Origin of the sequence: Streptomyces sp. NPDC015532 (assembly GCF_043078065.1) — a bacterium.
Taxonomy (GTDB): Bacteria; Actinomycetota; Actinomycetes; order Streptomycetales; family Streptomycetaceae; genus Streptomyces.
Window position 1 is genome coordinate 1 of the sequence record NZ_JBIBSY010000006.1, and the last position, 18,189, is coordinate 18,189.

Genomic DNA, 18,189 nt, shown 5'->3' on the forward strand with positions numbered 1-18,189 from the left:
CGCCGACGCCCCGCCCAACGTCCTGGCCCGGCTCGGTGGCCCATGCCGGGAGCCGGACCGCGGCCCCGTCGCCCCGGCCGAGGCCACCGTGCGTCGTGTCCTCCAACGCATCGACGGCGACGCGCTGGATACAGCCGTCGGAAGTTGGCTCGCCCGGCGCGAACGCGCCGCTGGCCAGGAGGAGAACGACAGCGACCGGCGGCCCCTGCCCTCCCTCGCCGTGGACGGCAAGACCGTGCGCGGTGCCCGCCGCACCGACGGCACCCAGGTCCATCTGCTCGCCGCGATGACGGGGACCGGCCTGGTCACCGCCCAGCGCGAGGTGGACGCCACGACCAACGAGATCACCGTCTTCCAGCCCCTGCTTGCCCCGCTCAACCTGCACGGCACGGTGGTCACCTTCGACGCCCTGCACTCGCAGACCGCCCACGCGCGCTTCCTCGTCGAGGACAAGCACGCCCACTACATCGCGCTGATCAAGGGCAATCAGCCCACCCTGCACCAGTGGCTGAAGGCCCTGCCATGGCGGGAAGTGCCACTCCTGGACAAGACGCGGGCCACCGCGCACGGCCGCGACGAGATCCGCCGGATCAAGGCCGCCGCCGTCGCCGGGATCGCGTTCCCACACGCCGAAGAAGGACACGTTCGGTCAGCCGATCCATCTGGAGCTGTGCAAAATCTGCGATGCGAACCAGCCTGCGGCCGCGGCACTCATCCGCTTTTTCACCGAGGGCGGTGGGCACGACACCAGTCGTTCTGCGGAAGGTGCGCAGCTGCTGATGGAGTGGACGAAAGAAGGCATGGCCGCCCACGGCTGGTACTGGGCGAAAACGGCACCGGGTCTCAACTGAGGCGCGGCCAACCGAGCTCAGGGGGCTGGGGCAACGGCGGCCCGTCCGGCGCCAGTCTGCCGGTCGAACCAGAGACGATCACCTACGGATGGCGCGGGTGACGACACCAGCGATGGCGGCGAGCGCGCTCATGACGGCGGCTCCTACCCCCAGAGGCTGCGCGAGACTCGGGTGCACCCGGGCCACGTAGACGGCCGCCGCGGTGATGAGGAGCCCCACCAGCAGGGTGAGCAGGAGGAGCACCAGGCGCAGTTCCCGGAGTCTGCGGTCCTGAGGACGGGATGCGTCCGTGTCGGTGGTCATCGTTGAGTCCTTTGCGGATCGGGCACGGCGCGGAAGCGCCCGGGGGCGGGCGCGCTGTGCGGGCAGCAGGGCGGATGGCTTCAACGGTGGCGGAACCACCACGGCGTCGATATGCCGTCCGTGTGCCGTGCGACTGCCATTTCAGAGGACGGGTAGCAGAGCGAGCGGACGAAGGTGGGGGGTCTCCAAAACCGGCCTGTCGCCGATGAGGGCCTCGCTAGCTTTGCGTCATGCCTTTCGACGACGCTCCCAGCGCGGCCGACCAGCAGCTCATCGACCACGCGGCGCGTCACAGCCTCACCATCACGGCCAAGCAGCTCGAAGTCTGGCGGCGTGCCGGACTGCTCCCGGGCAACATCCCCGGCGGAGGCCTCGGCCGCGGCAGGGGCAGCACATCCACCCCGCCGACCGAGAGCTTCGACCTGGTCCTCGCCCTCGCCCGCCGTGCCGGCCGGGGCAAACGGCCCACCGACCTGGCGCTGCTCCTGTTCGCCGACGGGCACCCGGTGCCGGAGACGACGGTGCGGGCCGCCTTCCGCGCCGCGGTGGACTCCGTCGCCCTGCCTGGTGAGGACGACGGCCTGGGCGATGATTTGGAACTGGAAGAGCACGTGGACCATGTCGCGAGCTGCCTTGCCGAGGCCGGCCAGACCTTCGTCCTCGTTCCCGCCCGGGCCAGGCGTATCGACGAGCGCATCGCCCGCATCCTGGGCGACCTCCCCGAAGAACTGGCCGAACTGGACAAGAACACCGAGCCCACGCCGATGACTCCGTCCGACGCTTCGCTGGCCGCCGTGACCGCCGTCCTCGGCGGCACCATGTCCGTGCAGGAGATCGGGGACCTGCTGCGCGGGATGAACCCGGGCATGACGGCTCATCCGTTCGCCTCGCTCGTCGAGACCACCCAGCAGGACGCCCCGGAACCCTCGGACCTGGTGATGACCGACGACGGCTCGCTCTCCTTCCTCCCCCAAGGCGACGCCCGCGACCGCCTGCGCGGCCTGGCCGACACCGCCTCGCTGGAAGACCTCCGCGCCGGCTGGCGCACGGCCCAGCAGGTACGTGAGTGGGCCCTGGACCTGTGTGAGCGGGTCGAGGCCGAGCTGGATGCCGGCCAGCCCGCGGAAGCCGTCACAATGTGGCTGACCGGGAGGGGGCTACCGTCGGGCGTGTCTGTCCTGGAGACCCTGCGCGAGCGCCGCTGGACACCTTCCGGCGGCGCCCTCTCGACGCTGCTGTTGCTGTTCCAGTGTCAGACGTACGTCGTGCTCGACGGGCTGGTGCCCGGCTGTCAGTGGCCGGTCCTGGAGATGCCGGGGGTGCTGGCGCCGCCCATCCGCGACCTGATCCTGACTGCCGTCCGGCCGGAGACGACCCCGGCTCAAGAGACTGCCGACTGACGTACCGCGCCGACGACGGACCCGCAAAAAAGGGTCCGTGCGTGTGCGCACCGTGGCCTGGTCTTCACCGGATCGGCTACTCCGGCTGGCCCCCCCGTAGGGCCCGGCCAGCCCACCACAAGGTCAGCACGAAGTCCCGCCGCGGCGCCTGAACTTCCGCCCGCGCGAACCTCCAGGAAGCCCACGAGGTTGGATAGCTCCATGGTGCGACGAGAGCGCGTGACGAAGAGACGGCCTCCCTTCGGCATGCCGAGAAGCATCGTCCTGCTGGCGACGCCGGAAGGCTGGCGCCACAGTGTTCTCACCGAGGAGGGCGGGATGCTCTGCGGACGCCTTGCCGACGTGGCGGCCAACACCGACCCAGCCGAGGCACAGGCCGCCGTGGCTGCCATGGTGGTGGGACTCGCACACGACTTCCACGAAGCTGACGTCGATGTGACCTGGGATCCGCCCCGGGAACCCGGGTCCTGGACAGCTCAGGTCACCGTTGCCACGACCCCACCGAGCGCCTGAAGTTAAACGACAAGCTAAGACCGTGTCCTATGTGGTGCTGGGTCGTTGGACTTGATTATGGGGCGGGGTACGTGGAGTTGGATTGTTCCGGACGGGCTGTGGGAGATCGCGGAGCCGCTGATCCCACCGTCGAAGGTGCGGCCGCAGGGTGGCGGAACACAGGACACACCTGATGAGACGCTGTTCGCGGCCATCATCTACGTGCTGGTCAGCGGGTGCGCCTGGCGGGCTTTGCCACCGTGCTTCGGCATATCGAAGTCGACCGCACATCGCCGGTTCCTGATCTGGTCCCGAGCGGGAGTGTGGGGTCGGCTGCACGAGGAGATCCTGCACCGCCTGGACGACGCCGGCCTGCTCGACCTCTCCCGAGCAGTCCTCGATTCCGCCCACGTGAGGGCGAAAAAAGGGGCGAACCCACAGGCCCGAGCCCCGTGGACCGAGGCAAGCCGGGTTCCAAAATGCACATCCTGTCGGACGCGAACGGACTGCCCCTCCTCGTCGGCGTCTCGGCCGCCAACACCCATGACAGCCTCGCGCTCAAGCCCATGATCACCGGGCACCAAACGAGACACGCCCCCTGCGGGGGCCGCTACTTCAAGCCTCAGCGTCTCCACGCCGACAAGGCCTACGACATCCCCCACCTGCGAAAATGGTTACGCGGCAGGCGCATTGGCGTTCGCATCGCCCGCAAGGGCATCGAGTCCGGCGAACGACTGGGACGCCGAAGGTGGGTCATCGAACGAACCATGTCCTGGCTGACCGGATACCGCCGGCTCAATCACCGCTACGAACGCCACCCCCGCAACTACCTGGCGTTTCTCGGCCTCGCCGCAGCCCTCTGTTGCTACAAACGACTCGTCCGCCTCACCACATAGGACACGGTCTAAAGCGGTGGTCGGCAGCAACTTTCGAGGCAGACGGTGCGGCTACTCGAAGGACGGAGCGGCTGCGACCAGCAGACCCTGGCCCCAACTTCGTGCTTTACGGGCAGGTCCAGCTGGGCATGAGAGGTATCCGTTCGGCAGTCACTCCGCAAGGGCATACCAGCGCTCACCACTCGAAGGTTTTCCACTCCTTGTGAGGGATGAAGCCCTCCGTGGTGTCCCCGCAACGCTCGGCCCACGCTTCGGCCACCATCACAGGGCGGCTCAGCACGAGGTCGCCAGCCCGCTGAGCCCGAAGCACCAGACCAAGCTGCTCCGAGCACGGATCCTCGTTCTGCGAGTACAGCAGTTCCATCTTGTGCGTCTCGAGGTAGTCGATGAAATGATTCTCCAGGCGTGAGGGCACCTGCCCAACGAGTGCCATCCCGTCCAAAGTCACCTGCGGGCCGCGCAGTGCGTTGACCGCAATGCCTGCCAGGCCGATCGATCGTTCGTAGTACACGGTTACCGCTGGCCCGAAGAACTGTGCGTTAAGTAGCTGCACCGACCAAAACTCAGCACATCCGTGCCTGTTCCCAGAAGAACCCTCCCAAATCCCGGTCTCCAGGACGCCTTCGACTGCCGCCTCTGCCTGCTCGTGTGTCATGCCGAACTCCAGCGGCCCGACACGTTCGAACGGCGTGAACGCCCACGGGAGACGCTGCTCCTCCTCCAGCACGCCCCAGACGTCCGTCGCCACGATCAACCTCCGGTCAGCAGAGCACCTCGGCCTGGACAGCCGGCGGCGCGACGATACCCGAGCTGTTCGATCGGGGATCCAGCGGCGTCACTACCCTCGTTTGGCTGGTTGGTCGTCGGCTCGCCACTGTGCAGGGACAGGCCAGTGCCGACGAGGCAGCCGTCAACCAGGTCGGGGGTATCGGGGGCGAACGGACGCGGGCAGGAGTGTGCCGACCGACCTCTCAGCAGAACGTCAAGATCCGCGACCGGCCTGGTGGCACCAGAGCTAGAGCGTCGTGTCGCCGCGGCGACAGATCTCCATGCCCTTCCTGTGCCCGTTCGGTCGGGAGCAACGGGGAGCCGCGGTCCCTGGCGGCCAGCGGACACGAGATCGGCCCCCGACCGATTCATCTGGTCGGGGGCCCTTCACCTGCGGTGGGTGTGGGATTTGAACCCACGGTGACATCGCTGCCACGACGGTTTTCAAGACCGTGTGCAGGACACGGCTTGCCGACGCAGCCCCCACGCCCTGAACCGGCCACTCACGAAGGTATCGAGGGGGTGCGAGCGGTGGCCGTGGGCTGTGGCTGTCTACTGCTCGTCCTAGGGTCACTGCCACAGCTGGCTGAAATCACTGTGCTCCCGATAGGCCAAGTCCATACCCTCTGCAACATGGCTTCTGACGAATCAGGTTCTTTGCCCCGTCGGCCCCGACTCATGGACGGAGGACCATACGAGTGCCCGTGCTGCCGACTCATGACTCTGGAGACATCGGCCAGTTTCGAGATCTGTCCAGAGTGCGGGTGGGAGGACGATGGGCAGGACGATTTCGACGCTGACAAAGTCCTGGGCGGTCCCAATGGGGCGGAGAGCCTGACGGAAGCGCGGGAACGCTACGCGGCGTACGTTGCCGAGTCAGCCGGTCCTGACAGCGTCACTCAGGGCGGCGAGGGGTCTTGGCGGTCTGCCGCCAAGAGGAAGCGGCCGAGACGGACCGAGTGAGTGCGCAGTTGGCGGTCAGGTCGAACGTGTCCGCGTGCCACAGTCGCGCCAGACGAGGCGGGGACTCACGGGGAACCTCGGCTGCCGACGGGTAGCGCAGCCAGCAAATGCCGAAGTCGGAATCCTGCAGGTCAGACCTCAACTCGCCCCACCTCGCTCCTAAAGAGGGTGTCACAAGTTCGAATCCTGCCGGGGGCACAAGGGAAAAGGCCCCGGACCGATCATGGTCCGGGGCCTTTGACGACAGCAATTGACGGCAGTCGCCTCTCAGGCGGCGGGCCGACGGCGTTTGAGCAGCCGGTCCATGTGGCTGATCGCCTCCCGCTGGGTGTCGTGCACGACGTGCGTGTACACGTCCATCGTGATGCTGATCTGGCTGTGCCCCAGGATCTCCATGATGACCCTGGGGGCGACGCCGGCCGCTGCCCTCTTGTCGTAGCGGGTGGCGACGGCACGAGCGACAGAGTCCTACTTCAGCGCGACCCCGTCCCCCGCTGCCGTCGCCGAGCTGGTCGTGCCCGTTCCCGCGAAGTGCCAGCGCCAGGTCCGGGACTGGCTGGAGGAGCACCACGCGACCGCTTCCGAATGCCGGGTGGGCATGTGGAGGAAGGTAACGGGCAAGCCCACGCTGAGCTGGTCGGAGGCGGTCGATCAGGCCCTGTGCTACGGCTGGATCGACGGCCGGCAGAGCCCGATCGACGATATCTCCTGGGCGATCCGGTTCACCCCGCGCAGGCCGCGCAGCAACTGGAGCCTGGTCAACCTCCGCAAGATCCAGGAGCTGACCGCGCGGGGACTCATGCGGCCGGCCGGTATCGCTGTGTTCGAAGCCCGTGACCGGGACCGCGAGGAGAAGCCGGTCTGGGAGTTCGAGGCGGCGCAGCTGGCTCGTTTCCAGGCAGAACCGCGGGCGTGGGAGTGGTTCAGCGGGCAGGCGCCGTCTTACCGCAAGTCGGCCGTCCACCATGTGATCACTGCCAAGCGGGACGAGACTCGGGAGCGGCGGTTGGACCAGCTGATCGCCGACAGCCTGGAGGGGGTGCGGCTCAAGCCGTTCCGGCGACCTGGAACCTGAGGGCCCGCTGGAACAGGCCGAGTGCGATCGCGTAACCCTCCACCTCGGCCGTTCAGCGCGGGACCTGCCGCTCCAGGCACCCGTCGGGCTTGCCCTTCAGGCGCCCAAGCCCACGGCCGGCGATTGACACCGCCGCCCACGAGGCGCCAACCGCCACTACAGCCTGCACCGCCCGTCGCGACCTCGACCCCGGAATCTCGCCGAGTGCGTGGCGATACCGGCCCGACACGAGATGGTCCACCCGCAGCGAGCCAGGCCGGCAGACCCGCCGACTCGTGACCAGGCGTCTGCCGCAAACGGACACCCCCACGCTATTGAGCGGAACTGTCCTCGAAGCCCTGCCTCGTCCGCTTCAAGAAGGGTGAAGGTCTCCGCTGGTGCGCGGTCGGCCGTAACGTTCGACGAGGGCGTTGCCGATCGAGGCCAGGTGGTCTCGCACACCCGGAGGGCCGGTCACCTCGACCCATTCGACCAGCCCGGAGAGCTCGCCGGCGAGGATGTACTCGTTGGGGCCGCGGATCACGACCTCGATGCGGCCGTCGGGCGTGGAACCTCCCACGTCGAGCCGGTCGCCGAGCGCCATCCGGAGTATGCCTATCCCGTCCGGTGTGCATACGGCCTGGACCTCCAGCGGCGTTCGTTTGCGATCGACCTCTTTGGCGATCTCGTACCAGCTCTCGGCAAGGTCGAAGTCCCCGGGTCGGTGCACGGAGTCGCCGGTCGGGTCGGCGAACGACACGCCGTCGATCCGGAAGACCCGTCGGCCGCTCTCAGTGTTGGAGACGAGGTACCACACAGGACCTTTGGCGACGATGCCCAGCGGGTGGACGGTTCTCCGGGTTTCGACGCCTTTGCTGTCGACGTAGCCGATGTCGCCACCGACATCAAGGTCCGCAGGTGCCTGCACCGATGATGCGCTTCCGCGATCGCTTCGATCACCGCACCGGTCACGGTATGGCCCAGGACGACGACCGCGGGGGCGGGAGCGTGCAGGTGGATCAGATCGCTGATCAGGGCCGTCAGATCCTCGTCCCGGGGGCCGGAGTCGTCCTCCACGGTGAGGACCAGCACACCGCTCTCAAGAGCGTGGGACAGCATGGCCCGCCCCCCGGCCCGCGCGAACATCTGCGTGTGCCTCGGACAGGACAGTCCCAGCCTGTTCCGCGTCGAGCCGTCCCGGGGCCATCACCACACCGGTCGCATGCTCAACTACGGCCGGACGTGTCCAATGGCGCTGCGGCTGGCCCGCCTGCGGGATCTGCTCCTTCTACCGGCAAGCCGTGGGCTGCACGCCACGGCCGGCGGCCAGTAGCGGACTCATCTGCGCTCGTCTCCTTGACTGCCTGCTTCCCGCGTCACTGGCCCAGGGCCCCTTTGCGGACGCGGGCGCAGCTGCGGGAGATGAGGCGGGAGACGTGCATCTGGGAGATGCCGAGCTTCTCGCCGATGCGGCTTTGCGTCATGTCCTCGAAGAAGCGCATGTAGAGGACGGTCCGCTCCCGTTCGGGAAGCTGGCGCAGTTCCTTTGCCGCGGCCTCGCGGTCGACGATGGTGTCGAAGGAGGAGTCGGTGGTGCCCAGGGTGTCGCCGAGGCTGTACCCGTCGTCGCCGCCGCCTGTTTCGGCGTCCAGCGAGAGGGCGCTGAAGCTCTCCATGGCCTCTAGCCCGTCGTGGACTTCTTCCTCAGTGAGACGGGTGTGGGCGGCGATCTCGGTGAGGGTCGGCTCGGCGGCGCCGGGCCGCTGGCTCAGCTCCCGGCGTGCCACCCGTACGCGGTTGCGCAGGTCCTGGACGCGACGCGGGACACGTACAGCCCACATCCGGTCCCGGAAGTGACGCTTCACCTCGCCGGTGATCGTCGGGATCGCGTAGCTCTCGAAGGCGCCCCGGGCGAGGTCGAAGCGGTCAACGGCTTTCACCAGGCCGAGCGCGGCGACCTGGCGCAGGTCCTCGATGGCCTCGCCGCGGTTACGGAAGCGACTGGCGATCCGGTGTGCCATGGGCAGCCAGAGGCTCACCAGTTCGTCGCGCACCGTGTCCCGCTCCGGCCCGTCGTCCAGCTCCACCAGCTGGACGAAGAGCGCGTCGGTCTCGGGCGAGTCGTCGTAACCGCGGTCGGCGGGGGCGGATTCGGCAGTCTGGGGCGCAGGGGTGGCGTCGGTGTGCGGGCGGTCTACGGAGTTCGCGGTCTGCACGAGAGATCCCTCCAGAACAGCGTGTCCGGGTGATCCGCAGAAACTGCGAGCACGGGCCCGGACGAGAGTGATGGGCCGCCGCGCGGAGAGGAACTAGGCAGACCGGCGAAGGAAATCGCGGCCGCGGGTCTTCTCCGCTTGGCGCGCGCCTCCGGTCCGAAGCACACAACTCCGCCTGCCCCGCGCCCCCACCCACAAACAACCTCATCCAGGGGTGCACAACCGTCCAAGCGGCCGACCCGGCCCATGGTCGTGGAGGCCGCGCGTCCTCACTGTACTAAATATGACGAACTATCATAACGCGCCCCCTTCCGTCAGTTCGGTCGAGGGGATTACTGTGACTATCTGTCAAACCGTGAGGGGGGTGGGCGCGCAGGAGGCCCTCCCGTCATCGGCGCCGCCTGATCTTCGCGTGCGTCGTTCGTGGTGGGGTGGGTTGCTGCGGACGCTGGTGGCAGGTCTCGTCCTAGTGGCCGGTCTGGCCCTGCCCATGGTGGCCCCGCAGCCCGCCCACGCCGTGCCGCCCGGCACCTACGCCTACGTCGCCAACTTCAACGCCAACACGGTGTCGGTGATCAACACAGCGACGAACACGGTCGTCGGCTCCGTCCCCGTCGGCGATGGTCCCATCGGGGTGGCGGTGTCGCGGAAGGGCACCCGCGACACCGCCACCAATTCCAACGACGGCACCGTTTCCGTGATCAAGACGAACACCAGCACGGTCGTCGCCACCGTCCCCGTCGGCGCCTTCCCGTTCGGGGTGGCGGTGTCGCCGAAGGGCACCCGCGCCTACGTCACCAACGCCAACGCCGACACAGTGTCCGTGATCAACACCGCCACCAACACCGTCGTGGCCACCATCCCCGTCGACGACCTCCCGTTCGGGGTGGCGATCGGGGTCGTGCCCTGTCCAGGCCGCGGCAATCAGGATCACGGGAAGCTCGACCACTGCAAGCCCGGTCACGGAAAGCCAGGCCACGACCGGCCGACCACGGCCACCGCCCCGGCCCCCGGTAACCGCACACCGGCACGCGGGCGCTAACGACGTGCCACTGCTCAGCCGCTGAGCTCCACCAAGCAAGACCTCGCTCCACCCAGGTCTGAACCGGATCATGTTAAGGGAGTCAAACCGCCCCACAGCAGCCGGGCCTGGTTGCGGTACAGCAAGGGAAGTACCACAACCCCAGAAACCGAGCCAACCATGGCCATACCCGGACGCCAATTGCCGCCCGGGATGGAATGTGGGCCCCTACAGCACCTAAACACCCGGCAGTATGCTCCTGTGCCCCTCATCCCTGGACTCAATTCTCACGCCGCCGAACCGGCACGGATCCGTCTGGCGGCAGCCGGGGCCGCGGTGGTGACCGTCGGCGCGGGGCTGGGACTCCGGGCGGTGGCCACGGGAAGCCTGGCCAAATACGGCGGCGACGCGCTGTACACCGTCCTGCTTCTCGCCCTTGTCGTTCTGGTGGCGCCACGAGTGACGCCCCTGACCGCCGCCGGAAGCGCACTGGCCGTCAGTTGGGCGGTCGAGTTCCTGCAGCTCAGCGAGATGACAGCGGGACTCTCCCAACGCAGCCTCGTTACCCGCCTTGTGCTCGGTTCCACTTTCAATCCACCCGACCTGTTCTGGTACGGAGTCGGCGCGGGAGCGGGATGGCTCGTCCACACCGCTGTGGGCCCCTACCTGGCACGTCGTCATACAGGATCCAGTTGATACTGGCCTGCGGCGAAGGAGAACGAGTAGCGGTGAATGCGTCGGACACCGGGTCCGCAAGGTTAAGCGATTGTGCAGCTCCGGACCCGCCGCACCATTCGACTTCGCCGTCGAGCTTAAAGAGTGGTCACGCCAGGGTGGGTGGCGGCAATGTGGGACATCAGGTGTATGCCGCCGACGTAGTCGGAAACGCTCGCTGCGGTGCCCCAGACAGCGTTGTGTTGGTCGAAGACGCCCACCATGCGGGCAGCGAATTCGGTGAGCCAGTCCAATCGTGGTCCGCTGCGGGCGATGCGGAATCCGATGCTCGCGGAAGCGCGCGTCGGCCGCGTCAGACCATGACAGCAGGTCGCCATCCGAAGTCGTGACCTATGGGGCGAAGCCGGTCTCCCGGTCTGCGGCAGCGATCTGGTCGTGGAAGCGCTTGTGGACCCAATGACGCTCGCCGAGCAGGTTCACCTGCCCCCATCGGCCAGAGACCGGACCAAGTCGGGTATGGCGTGGCATCGCGCCCGCAAGACGCTGTGGACTGGCACCGCCGGACAGCTTGCTGCTGTCCAACACGTAGATGGCGTCCTGGGTGACCGCCAAACACCGGTACTTGTTCCAGAACATCGTCAGACCGGTGAGATAAGTGATGACAAAGAACCAGAAGTTCGGCGCGCTCTGGCAGATGAATACCTGCCGGATCTCGCTGCCTGCGGGCAGGAACGGTGCCGAGCGCTGCACCAGGTCCTGCCGCGGCTCGGGGTCGCCCCGGCCGGTCTCGTCAGCGGTCATACCGTCCTGCCTTCCCTGCCGCGCGTATCCGCATTCACCAGGCTGTCACGTCACCGGGGTGTGTCGCTTGCGTGTGGGCCTGCACGGTACTGCCGCGTGGCAGGATGCCAGGTCACGATCTGCGGCTGGAGTACCAGGGAAGACGCAGGCGGTGACCGGTGCTCAGCGCGGGCGCCACGTGCGCACTTCCAGGTGGAGGATGCGGGCGTCGGGGTCAATGCGTCGGGTCTCCACGAGCCACTGGTGGACGGCGGCGCTGACGTCTCCGCCAACTGCATCCACCCGGCGGGCGAAGTCGGCTGCGTCGTGGCCGACGGCCTGGGCGGAGCCGTAGGAGCGTTCCTCGGTGTGATCGGCGCGCTGGGTGACGTCGCGGCGGATTTACGGGTGAGTCGGAACGGCTGCCGGAGGGGTGCAGGTAGCCGGTTTTGGCGAAGCGGACGATGAACGCCAGGCGTAGGCCCTTGGCGGGCGGCTTCGGCGATCAGGGGGCGCAGACAGGAGGAGGCGGAGTCGATGGCCTGGGCGCCGACGCGGCCGGTGCCCGATCCGGTGGGGGTGATCAAGACGGCCTTGCTGCGGACGCTGACTCTGGTGCCGCTGGACGTGGTGCGGCGGGTGATGTGAAGGGCAGCGATCGTGGCGATTTCGGGCAGGTCGGTGATGCCGCAGGTCTGGACAGCAGCCAGAAACTGTTGGAGGGCGGGCACGAAGGCCGCTGCGCCTTTGCGTTTTGTGCAGAACTGGGCGACCAGGGAGGGTCGCGATTGATGATCCGGGCAATGTCGCGTTTGGTGTAGCTGGCGGCTTGGAGTTGGTCGGTGAGTTGGAGGCGGCCTCGTTCAACTCACGCTGCGGGGCTAAACGGTTGCGGCGGAAACGTGGCGGCATCAGGCTCCCCCTCGCTCCGGGTGAGGGTGGCGCGTCCGGCGTCCGCAGGGCGAGGGGTTCTTCCTCGGTGGTGGGGGCTGTGACCGGGTGGGTGAGGTGGCCTTCGAGGAGGTAGTCGCGGGGCTGGTGGTGGTGCGGCCAGTGTTGGAGTGCGGTGAGGTAGAGGGCGTCGGTGCGGAAGGCCGCGACGGTGCCTGGTGTGGTGTGCAGGGCGCCTGCGCAGGTGTTGTCTTCGCGGTGTCGCTGGACGAGGAGTGCGGAGCGGGCACCGGACCAGATCGCGGCGGCCCATTCGGGGTGGGCGTTGGCGAAGGCACCGATGCTGTACAGGAGGACGGAGCGCACGGCGCGGGAGGTGAGGTGGGCGGCGCGGGCCTGCTGGGGGTCGCCTTGAAGGTGGGCCCAAATTCGGCTATACGGCTCCGCTCATGAAGATCCGAAGATGGGCCGGCGTGACCGCGGTGGCCATGGCTGGGGCATTGATCGGGCTGGCGGGCTGTGTGGGCAGCGACGAGCTGGCGAGTGCTAGGGCGAAAGAGAGCCCGACGGCCAGTGTGCGGCCGCGGGTACAGCCGGGCGACATGCCGAAGGCGATGAGCCAGGCGCTCGGCCTGCGCCGCCGCGGGATTCGCCGCACCATCCCGGACAAGGCTGACCATGCACGCAACCGCCAGAAGCTCGGCTCCTGCGGCGGCCGACCGCCGTATTTCGACCTGGCCCACTACCCCGAGCGCCATGCGGTCGAGTGCGGCGGGCGCGAGAACGTTCATGCGACAGCCTGGCGCCGCTCAGGGGGCGGCACGGCAGGTGGCGCGTTCGCGCTCAGCGCGACGGTGGACCCGTCGAGCCGCGCGGGGTGAGGCTGGGCGTGGACACCTGGTGGGAAGCGGGCCCTTGACCCGAGATAACGGCGAACAACGTACGCACCACCTCGGCTCCGAAGCCGTGCACATCGTGGCTCATCGCAGAGAGCGGGGGGTGGGTCAGACGGCACAACTGCGAGTCGTCCCACGCCAGCAGTGACAGGTCGCCGGGGACGGTGAGCCCGAGCTCCTGCGCCACGGCCGCGCCCGCCACCGCCATGATGTCGTTGTCGTAGACGATGGCCGTGGGCCGATCGGGAGTAAGGAGCAGCGAGCGGGTGGCGCGGGCGCCGTCCTCGCCCGCGAACCCGGTGGCCACCTGTGGGCCGCTCTCGAGCCCGAGTTCACGTCCTACCGACTCGAACGCTGTCGTGCGGATCGCACTGTGCCCGAGGCCGGCCGGGCCTCCCACTCGGGCGATGCGGCGGTGTCCGAGCGCGGCCAGATAGCGGACGGCTTCCTCGACCGCGGTGGCGTCGTCGGTCCACACGGACGTCAAGTCCCCGGTGAGGGAGGGGTGGCCCACGGCCACCGTGGGCATGCCGAGGTTCTCCAGCGCGGGGACGCGGGGGTCGTCCTGGTGGAAGTCGACGACGATGGAACCGCCGACCTGCCGACCCTGCCACCAGTGCTTGTAGAGGTTGACCTCTTCGTCAAGATCTCGTACGAGGCGCAGTAGCAGTGAGTAGGACCGGTCGCTCAGTACGCTCTCGATGCCGGAGATGAATTCCATGTAGAACGGTTCGAGCCCGAGCAGTCGCGCCGGCCTGCAGATGGCGAGCCCCACGGTGTCCACCCGGGTCCCGGACAGGCTGCGCGCCCGGCTGTTCGGGGTCCATCCCAGTTCGCGCGCTGCCTCGATGATGCGCTCGCGGGTGGCGGGGGAAACCCCGGGTTTGTCGTTGAACACGATGGAGACGGCTCCCGTGGACACCCCGGCGTGCCGGGCGACGTCCCGGATGGTGACACGGTCGGACGGAGCGCTCACGCCGGCTCCACGCAGAACAGCGCAGCTCGTACGGCCTGGACGTCACGCCCCGTCCAGCCGCGGACGCGGATGCGGACCTCTTCACCGGGCAGCAGGCTGGTCAGCCCGCGGTCCGCGGTCGCGTCGGGGGCCAGGCGGTCGGGCTGCAGCAGCAGATCGCGTACCAGGGTGTGTGCGGTGACCACGATGTCGACTCTATCGCCCTTCCCGGCCACCGGCTCGATCCGGACGTCGAACCTCGGCCTCGGGTAGTCGAAGTCCCTGTCCGTCACCGCTGTGTGCAGGGCGCGGAGCTCGTCCGCGTCGGCCACCAGGAACTCCTTGGCGGCTCCCGGGGCAGGAGCCACCTGCGGCGGAACGCGCGTCCGCGCGACGGAGCGGGGAGCGACCTCGACCTCCCAGGTACCGAGGCCGGTCTGCGAACCATCCGTCGTGAACCGGCGCAACGCGACTGCGGTGCTCCAGGGGTGAGCCGACTGGTTCACCAGGGCCACGGTCGGTCCGCCGGGGTCCGGCTGGATGGTGAGCAGGTGGTCGGCATAGAGGCGGCGGAGTTCGTGGTAGAGCGGCTTGAGTCGTCCGTCCCCGTCGATGGCGGACCAGGACGACACCGGCCAGCAGTCATTGAGTTGCCAGAGCACTGTGCCCGCGCATTCGGACCAGTGCGCACGCCAGTGCTCGATCCCGGCGGCCACGGCGCGGGCTTGGACGAGCTGGGTGAGGTAGTGCCAGCGGTCGAAGTCCCCCTCGGGCAGGGCGAAGTGCCGGCTCACTCCCCGGTTGAGCTTGCCGTTGCCGTCTTCGGCCTTCTGGTGGTGGAGCATGCCGGGTGAGTCGGGCGAGAGTGTCTCTCCCGGCAGCGCCCGCCGCAGGGTCGTGATCGCGGGCGGGGCCTGCCAGCCGAACTCGGCGACGAATCGGGGCACGCTGTCCCGGTACTCGGCGTAGTCGCGGCGGTTCCACACCTCCCAGGAGTGGTGGGTGCCGTGGGCCGGGTCGTTGGGGTGCCGCTCCCAGCCGCCCGACCATGGGCTTCCGGCGGTGTAGGGCCGGGTGGGGTCCAGGTCGGCGAGGATGCGCGGCAGCAGGTCGAGGTAGTACCCGCCGCCCCATGAGTCACCGCCCAGTTTCGGCTCCCAGTCCCAGTCGCGGAACCCCCAGAGGTTCTCGTTGTTGCCGTTCCACAGTACGAGGGAGGGGTGCGGCATGAGACGCACGACGTTCTCACGTGCCTCGGCGTCCACTTCACCGCGCAGTGGCTGCTCTTCGGGGTAGGCCGCGCATGCGAACAGGAAGTCCTGCCAGACCATGAGACCGAGTTCGTCGCAGATGTCGTAGAAGGAATCGTCCTCGTAGATTCCTCCGCCCCACACGCGGACGAGGTCGACGTTGGCCTCCGCGGCCTGGGTGAGCCGTCGGCGGTAGCGCTCGGATGTGACCCGGGAGGGGAGGGCATCGTCCGGGATCCAGTTCACGCCGCGCGCGAAGAGACGTTCACCGTTGACGATCAGGGTGAAAGCGGTGCCGTGTTCGTCGGGCGTGCGGTCCAGTTCGACCGTGCGGAAGCCGATGCGCCGCCGCCACGTGTCCAGCACGTCCTGCCCTGCGGAAAGCACCACCTCCAGCTCGTAGAGGGGCTGTTCGCCGTAGCCGCGCGGCCACCAGAGGGCGGGGTCCGGTACATCCAGCGTCAGGACCGCGCGCGTACCGGTGAAGTGCGCTTCGGCCTGGGCGCCGGCGACAGTCGCGAGGGCCGTCAGTCGGCGCCCGTCGCCTGCGACGGACCGCTCGACCTCGAGGTGCACCTCCACGCGCCCCGCCGCTTCCGCCAGGGTGACCATGGGACGTGCCCGGGCGATGCGGGCCGTGGACCAGTGCTCCAGGCGGGCGGGACGCCAGATGCCGGCCGTGACGAGGGTGGGTCCCCAGTCCCAGCCGAAGCTGCAGGCCATCTTGCGGATGTACTGCGAAGGTGCCGGATACACGTTGGGCCGGTCGCCGGTCCGTTCCCGTACGGCTTCGGCTGCCGTGTACGCGGACAGGAAACGCACCGCCAGTTCACCGGACCGGCCGGTGACGTCGAAGCGGTAGGTCCGGTGCATGTTCTGTGTTCGGCCCAACTCGACACCGTCAAGCGTGATTTCGGTGGCCGTGTCGAGACCGTCGAAGACGAGGTCGGTGCGTTCGTGCGCGGTCGCCGCGCCGATGTGCGTCGAGTACGTCCAGGGTCGTTCCCCCACCCAGGCGACGTCGAGTTCGTTGGTGCCGATGTACGGGTCCGGCAGCAGCCCCGCGGCCAGCAGGTCGGTGTGCACACAGCCGGGAACGACGGCACTCAGCGCCTTCCCCTCGTGATGCAGACTCCACCCCTTCGAGAGCAGGGTGATGTCCTTCATGACGCAGCTCCCCTCGCTGGACCGTCGCCCGCCGTCCACGGACTACAGGCAAGCTAGGCCCTCCCTCGGAGCCCTGTCCATAGACCGGTTCAGTTCACCCATTCCGACTAGATCCTTCTGTCGCACACCTCTGAGCATGGATGATGTCGCGTTGACGCAATCACGAGATAACGATTGCGCATCAAAGGAGAACGGCAAGCTTTACCGGTTCACTTGGCCGCTGCCATAGTGCCGCTCAGCCCACCTGGAAGCTCGAGCCGCAACCGTGGAAGGGAGCCGGGCACATGGCGAAGAAGCCTTTCGTGACCGCCGTGTTCACCGCTACGACACTGACACTCGCCGGATGCAGCGGTGCAGGGGCGCCGTCCGGAGAGGCTGCCAGCGCGCCGGCCGATCCCGGCAGCGTGTCTGGGGACATCACCGTTCTGACGCAGCGGACGGACCTGGTGCAGGACGGCACGATGAAGAAGTACGCCGCCGCGTTCAACAAGGTCTATCCGAAGGTGAAGGTGAAGTTCCAAGGCATCACCGACTACGAGGGGGAGGTCAAGATCCGGATGAACACGGAGAACTACGGCGACGTCCTCATGATCCCTGCCGCCATCTCCAAGGACGACTACCCCAAGTTCCTCGCCCCCCTGGGGAGCACCACGCAGCTCGGCAAGAAGTACCGGTTCACCGACAAGACCAGCGTGAACGGCAAGGTGTACGGCATCGCGAGCTTCGGCACCGCCAACGGCTTCGTCTACAACGAGGCTGTCTGGAAGAAGGCCGGCGTGACGCAATGGCCCGCCACTCCCGAGCAGTTCATCGCCGACCTGGGCAAGATCAAGGCGGCCTCCGGCTCGGTCCCGTATTACACGAACTTCAAGGACCTGTGGCCGCTGACCGCCTGGACCAACAGCCTGGGCTCGGTCAGCTGCGACCCACAGTCGAGCAACAAGCTGGCCACGAACGATTCCCCGTGGGCGCCCGGCAGTGACCTGAACGTCATCGACACGCTGCTCTACGACATCGTGCACGACAAACTGTCCGAGAAGGACCCCACGACCACCAACTGGGAGAGCTCCAAGACCCTGATCGCCCAGGGGAAAGTCGCCAGCATGCAGCTGGGTTCCTGGGCCATCACCCAGATGCAGGACTCTGCGCGGAAGGCCGGCACCGATCCGGACGACATCGGCTTCATGCCCTTCCCTGCCCAGAAGAACGGCAAGTTCTGCGCCACCCTGCTGTCCGACTACCAGCAGGCCGTCAACGCTCACTCCAATCACAAGGCTGCAGCCCGCGCCTGGATCGACTGGTTCACCGACAAGTCCGGGTACGCGCAGAACGAAGGGGCCGTATCAGCCCTCAAATCCGCGCCCATGCCGGACACGCTCAAGGCCTACACCGCCGCCGGCGTTCTGTTCGTGGAGCGCTCCGAGGCGGACACCGGGAAAGTCAACGCCATCGACGACGCCGCGGAGATAGGCCTGAGCAAGCCCGACTATCGCCAGAAACTGGTCGACCTGGCCCGCGGAGCGCAGAAAGGCAGTCTGGACGGCTTCTTTCGGGATCTCGACAAGCGGTGGAACGAGGCGAGGAAGACCTCGAATTCGTGAGGGTCCGCGC

16 protein-coding genes, 1 tRNA gene and 3 pseudogenes are annotated in these 18,189 nt (G+C 67.9%); 11 read left to right on the forward strand and 9 right to left on the reverse strand.

The window, feature by feature from the left end; translation table 11 throughout:
- Positions 1–88: 88 nt before the first annotated feature.
- Both ACF07B_RS20220 and ACF07B_RS20225 read left to right on the forward strand, forming a co-directional pair.
- Positions 89–550 (forward strand): annotated as a pseudogene (locus ACF07B_RS20220) (ISAs1 family transposase); the annotation flags it as partial.
- A 127-nt stretch (positions 551–677) separates the two neighbouring features.
- On the forward strand, positions 678–851 hold the full coding sequence (locus tag ACF07B_RS20225) for a DUF6300 family protein (RefSeq protein ID WP_392180185.1): 174 nt from the start codon (positions 678–680) through the stop codon (positions 849–851).
- A 78-nt stretch (positions 852–929) separates the two neighbouring features.
- Here the strand turns inward: ACF07B_RS20225 and ACF07B_RS20230 are convergent, their stop codons facing one another.
- Positions 930–1,154 carry a hypothetical protein gene (locus tag ACF07B_RS20230; RefSeq protein WP_392179892.1) on the reverse strand — a complete coding sequence of 75 codons (225 nt, stop codon included), beginning with the start codon at positions 1,152–1,154 and terminating at the stop codon, positions 930–932.
- A 230-nt stretch (positions 1,155–1,384) separates the two neighbouring features.
- Here ACF07B_RS20230 and ACF07B_RS20235 point away from each other — a divergent pair, with 230 nt between their 5' ends.
- The 3 genes from ACF07B_RS20235 (at position 1,385) to ACF07B_RS20245 (ending at position 3,942) form a co-directional block, all read left to right on the forward strand.
- Positions 1,385–2,554 (forward strand): hypothetical protein, encoded by a 1,170-nt coding sequence (locus ACF07B_RS20235; protein ID WP_392179893.1) that lies wholly within the window; start codon positions 1,385–1,387, stop codon positions 2,552–2,554.
- A 219-nt stretch (positions 2,555–2,773) separates the two neighbouring features.
- On the forward strand, positions 2,774–3,067 hold the full coding sequence (locus ACF07B_RS20240) for a hypothetical protein (protein WP_392179894.1): 294 nt from the start codon (positions 2,774–2,776) through the stop codon (positions 3,065–3,067).
- A gap of 57 nt (positions 3,068–3,124) precedes the next feature.
- Positions 3,125–3,942, forward strand: a protein-coding gene (locus ACF07B_RS20245) for an IS5 family transposase (RefSeq protein ID WP_392180186.1) whose coding sequence is annotated in 2 segments (ribosomal slippage) — positions 3,125–3,473 and positions 3,473–3,942 — 819 coding nt in all. Because the reading frame shifts where the segments join, the coding sequence is not laid out codon by codon here.
- A gap of 175 nt (positions 3,943–4,117) precedes the next feature.
- Here ACF07B_RS20245 and ACF07B_RS20250 read toward each other — a convergent pair.
- Together ACF07B_RS20250 and ACF07B_RS20255 are read right to left on the reverse strand one after the other, a co-directional pair.
- Positions 4,118–4,690 carry a hypothetical protein gene (locus tag ACF07B_RS20250; RefSeq protein WP_392179895.1) on the reverse strand — a complete coding sequence of 191 codons (573 nt, stop codon included), beginning with the start codon at positions 4,688–4,690 and terminating at the stop codon, positions 4,118–4,120.
- Between the two features lie 412 nt (positions 4,691–5,102).
- Positions 5,103–5,199: transfer RNA gene (locus ACF07B_RS20255), tRNA-OTHER, on the reverse strand.
- Positions 5,200–5,388: 189 nt separating this feature from the next.
- On the opposite strand from ACF07B_RS20255, the gene ACF07B_RS20260 reads away from it, so the two are divergent.
- Positions 5,389–5,673, forward strand: a complete 285-nt coding sequence (locus ACF07B_RS20260; RefSeq protein ID WP_392180187.1) for a CPCC family cysteine-rich protein — start codon at positions 5,389–5,391, stop codon at positions 5,671–5,673.
- A 267-nt stretch (positions 5,674–5,940) separates the two neighbouring features.
- Here the strand turns inward: ACF07B_RS20260 and ACF07B_RS20265 are convergent.
- A pseudogene (locus ACF07B_RS20265) lies at positions 5,941–6,096 on the reverse strand (site-specific integrase); the annotation flags it as partial.
- 19 nt (positions 6,097–6,115) lie between these two features.
- Between ACF07B_RS20265 and ACF07B_RS20270 the strand changes: the two are divergent.
- The gene (locus tag ACF07B_RS20270; protein ID WP_392179896.1) at positions 6,116–6,748 is read left to right on the forward strand and encodes a YdeI family protein; all 633 of its coding nucleotides are present in this window, start codon (positions 6,116–6,118) and stop codon (positions 6,746–6,748) included.
- 352 nt (positions 6,749–7,100) lie between these two features.
- Here the strand turns inward: ACF07B_RS20270 and ACF07B_RS20275 are convergent.
- Both ACF07B_RS20275 and ACF07B_RS20280 read right to left on the reverse strand, forming a co-directional pair.
- Positions 7,101–7,619: pseudogene (locus ACF07B_RS20275) on the reverse strand (helix-turn-helix transcriptional regulator); the annotation flags it as partial.
- A gap of 484 nt (positions 7,620–8,103) precedes the next feature.
- Positions 8,104–8,943: a SigB/SigF/SigG family RNA polymerase sigma factor gene (locus ACF07B_RS20280; protein ID WP_392179897.1), complete on the reverse strand. Its 840-nt coding sequence runs from the start codon at positions 8,941–8,943 to the stop codon at positions 8,104–8,106.
- A 436-nt stretch (positions 8,944–9,379) separates the two neighbouring features.
- Between ACF07B_RS20280 and ACF07B_RS20285 the strand changes: the two genes are divergently transcribed.
- A complete protein-coding gene (locus ACF07B_RS20285; RefSeq protein ID WP_392179898.1) occupies positions 9,380–9,985 on the forward strand; it encodes a YncE family protein in 606 nt (201 codons plus the stop codon).
- A 240-nt stretch (positions 9,986–10,225) separates the two neighbouring features.
- A complete protein-coding gene (locus ACF07B_RS20290; protein ID WP_392179899.1) occupies positions 10,226–10,660 on the forward strand; it encodes a DUF2809 domain-containing protein in 435 nt (144 codons plus the stop codon).
- A gap of 369 nt (positions 10,661–11,029) precedes the next feature.
- Here ACF07B_RS20290 and ACF07B_RS20295 read toward each other — a convergent pair whose 3' ends face one another.
- Positions 11,030–11,440 carry a hypothetical protein gene (locus ACF07B_RS20295; RefSeq protein WP_328444114.1) on the reverse strand — a complete coding sequence of 137 codons (411 nt, stop codon included), beginning with the start codon at positions 11,438–11,440 and terminating at the stop codon, positions 11,030–11,032.
- Positions 11,441–12,759: 1,319 nt separating this feature from the next.
- Between ACF07B_RS20295 and ACF07B_RS20300 the strand changes: the two genes are divergently transcribed.
- Positions 12,760–13,191: a hypothetical protein gene (locus ACF07B_RS20300; protein WP_392179900.1), complete on the forward strand. Its 432-nt coding sequence runs from the start codon at positions 12,760–12,762 to the stop codon at positions 13,189–13,191.
- Here the strand turns inward: ACF07B_RS20300 and ACF07B_RS20305 are convergent.
- Positions 13,154–14,182 (reverse strand): LacI family DNA-binding transcriptional regulator, encoded by a 1,029-nt coding sequence (locus tag ACF07B_RS20305; protein ID WP_392179901.1) that lies wholly within the window; start codon positions 14,180–14,182, stop codon positions 13,154–13,156. The genes ACF07B_RS20300 and ACF07B_RS20305 overlap by 38 nt on opposite strands.
- A complete protein-coding gene (locus ACF07B_RS20310) occupies positions 14,179–16,578 on the reverse strand; it encodes a glycoside hydrolase family 2 protein (protein ID WP_392179902.1) in 2,400 nt (799 codons plus the stop codon). Before ACF07B_RS20310 ends, ACF07B_RS20305 begins: the two co-directional genes overlap by 4 nt.
- Before the next feature lie 284 nt (positions 16,579–16,862).
- On the opposite strand from ACF07B_RS20310, the gene ACF07B_RS20315 reads away from it, so the two are divergent.
- Positions 16,863–18,179, forward strand: a complete 1,317-nt coding sequence (locus ACF07B_RS20315) for an extracellular solute-binding protein (RefSeq protein WP_392179903.1) — start codon at positions 16,863–16,865, stop codon at positions 18,177–18,179.
- The last annotated feature ends 10 nt before the right edge of the window (positions 18,180–18,189 follow it).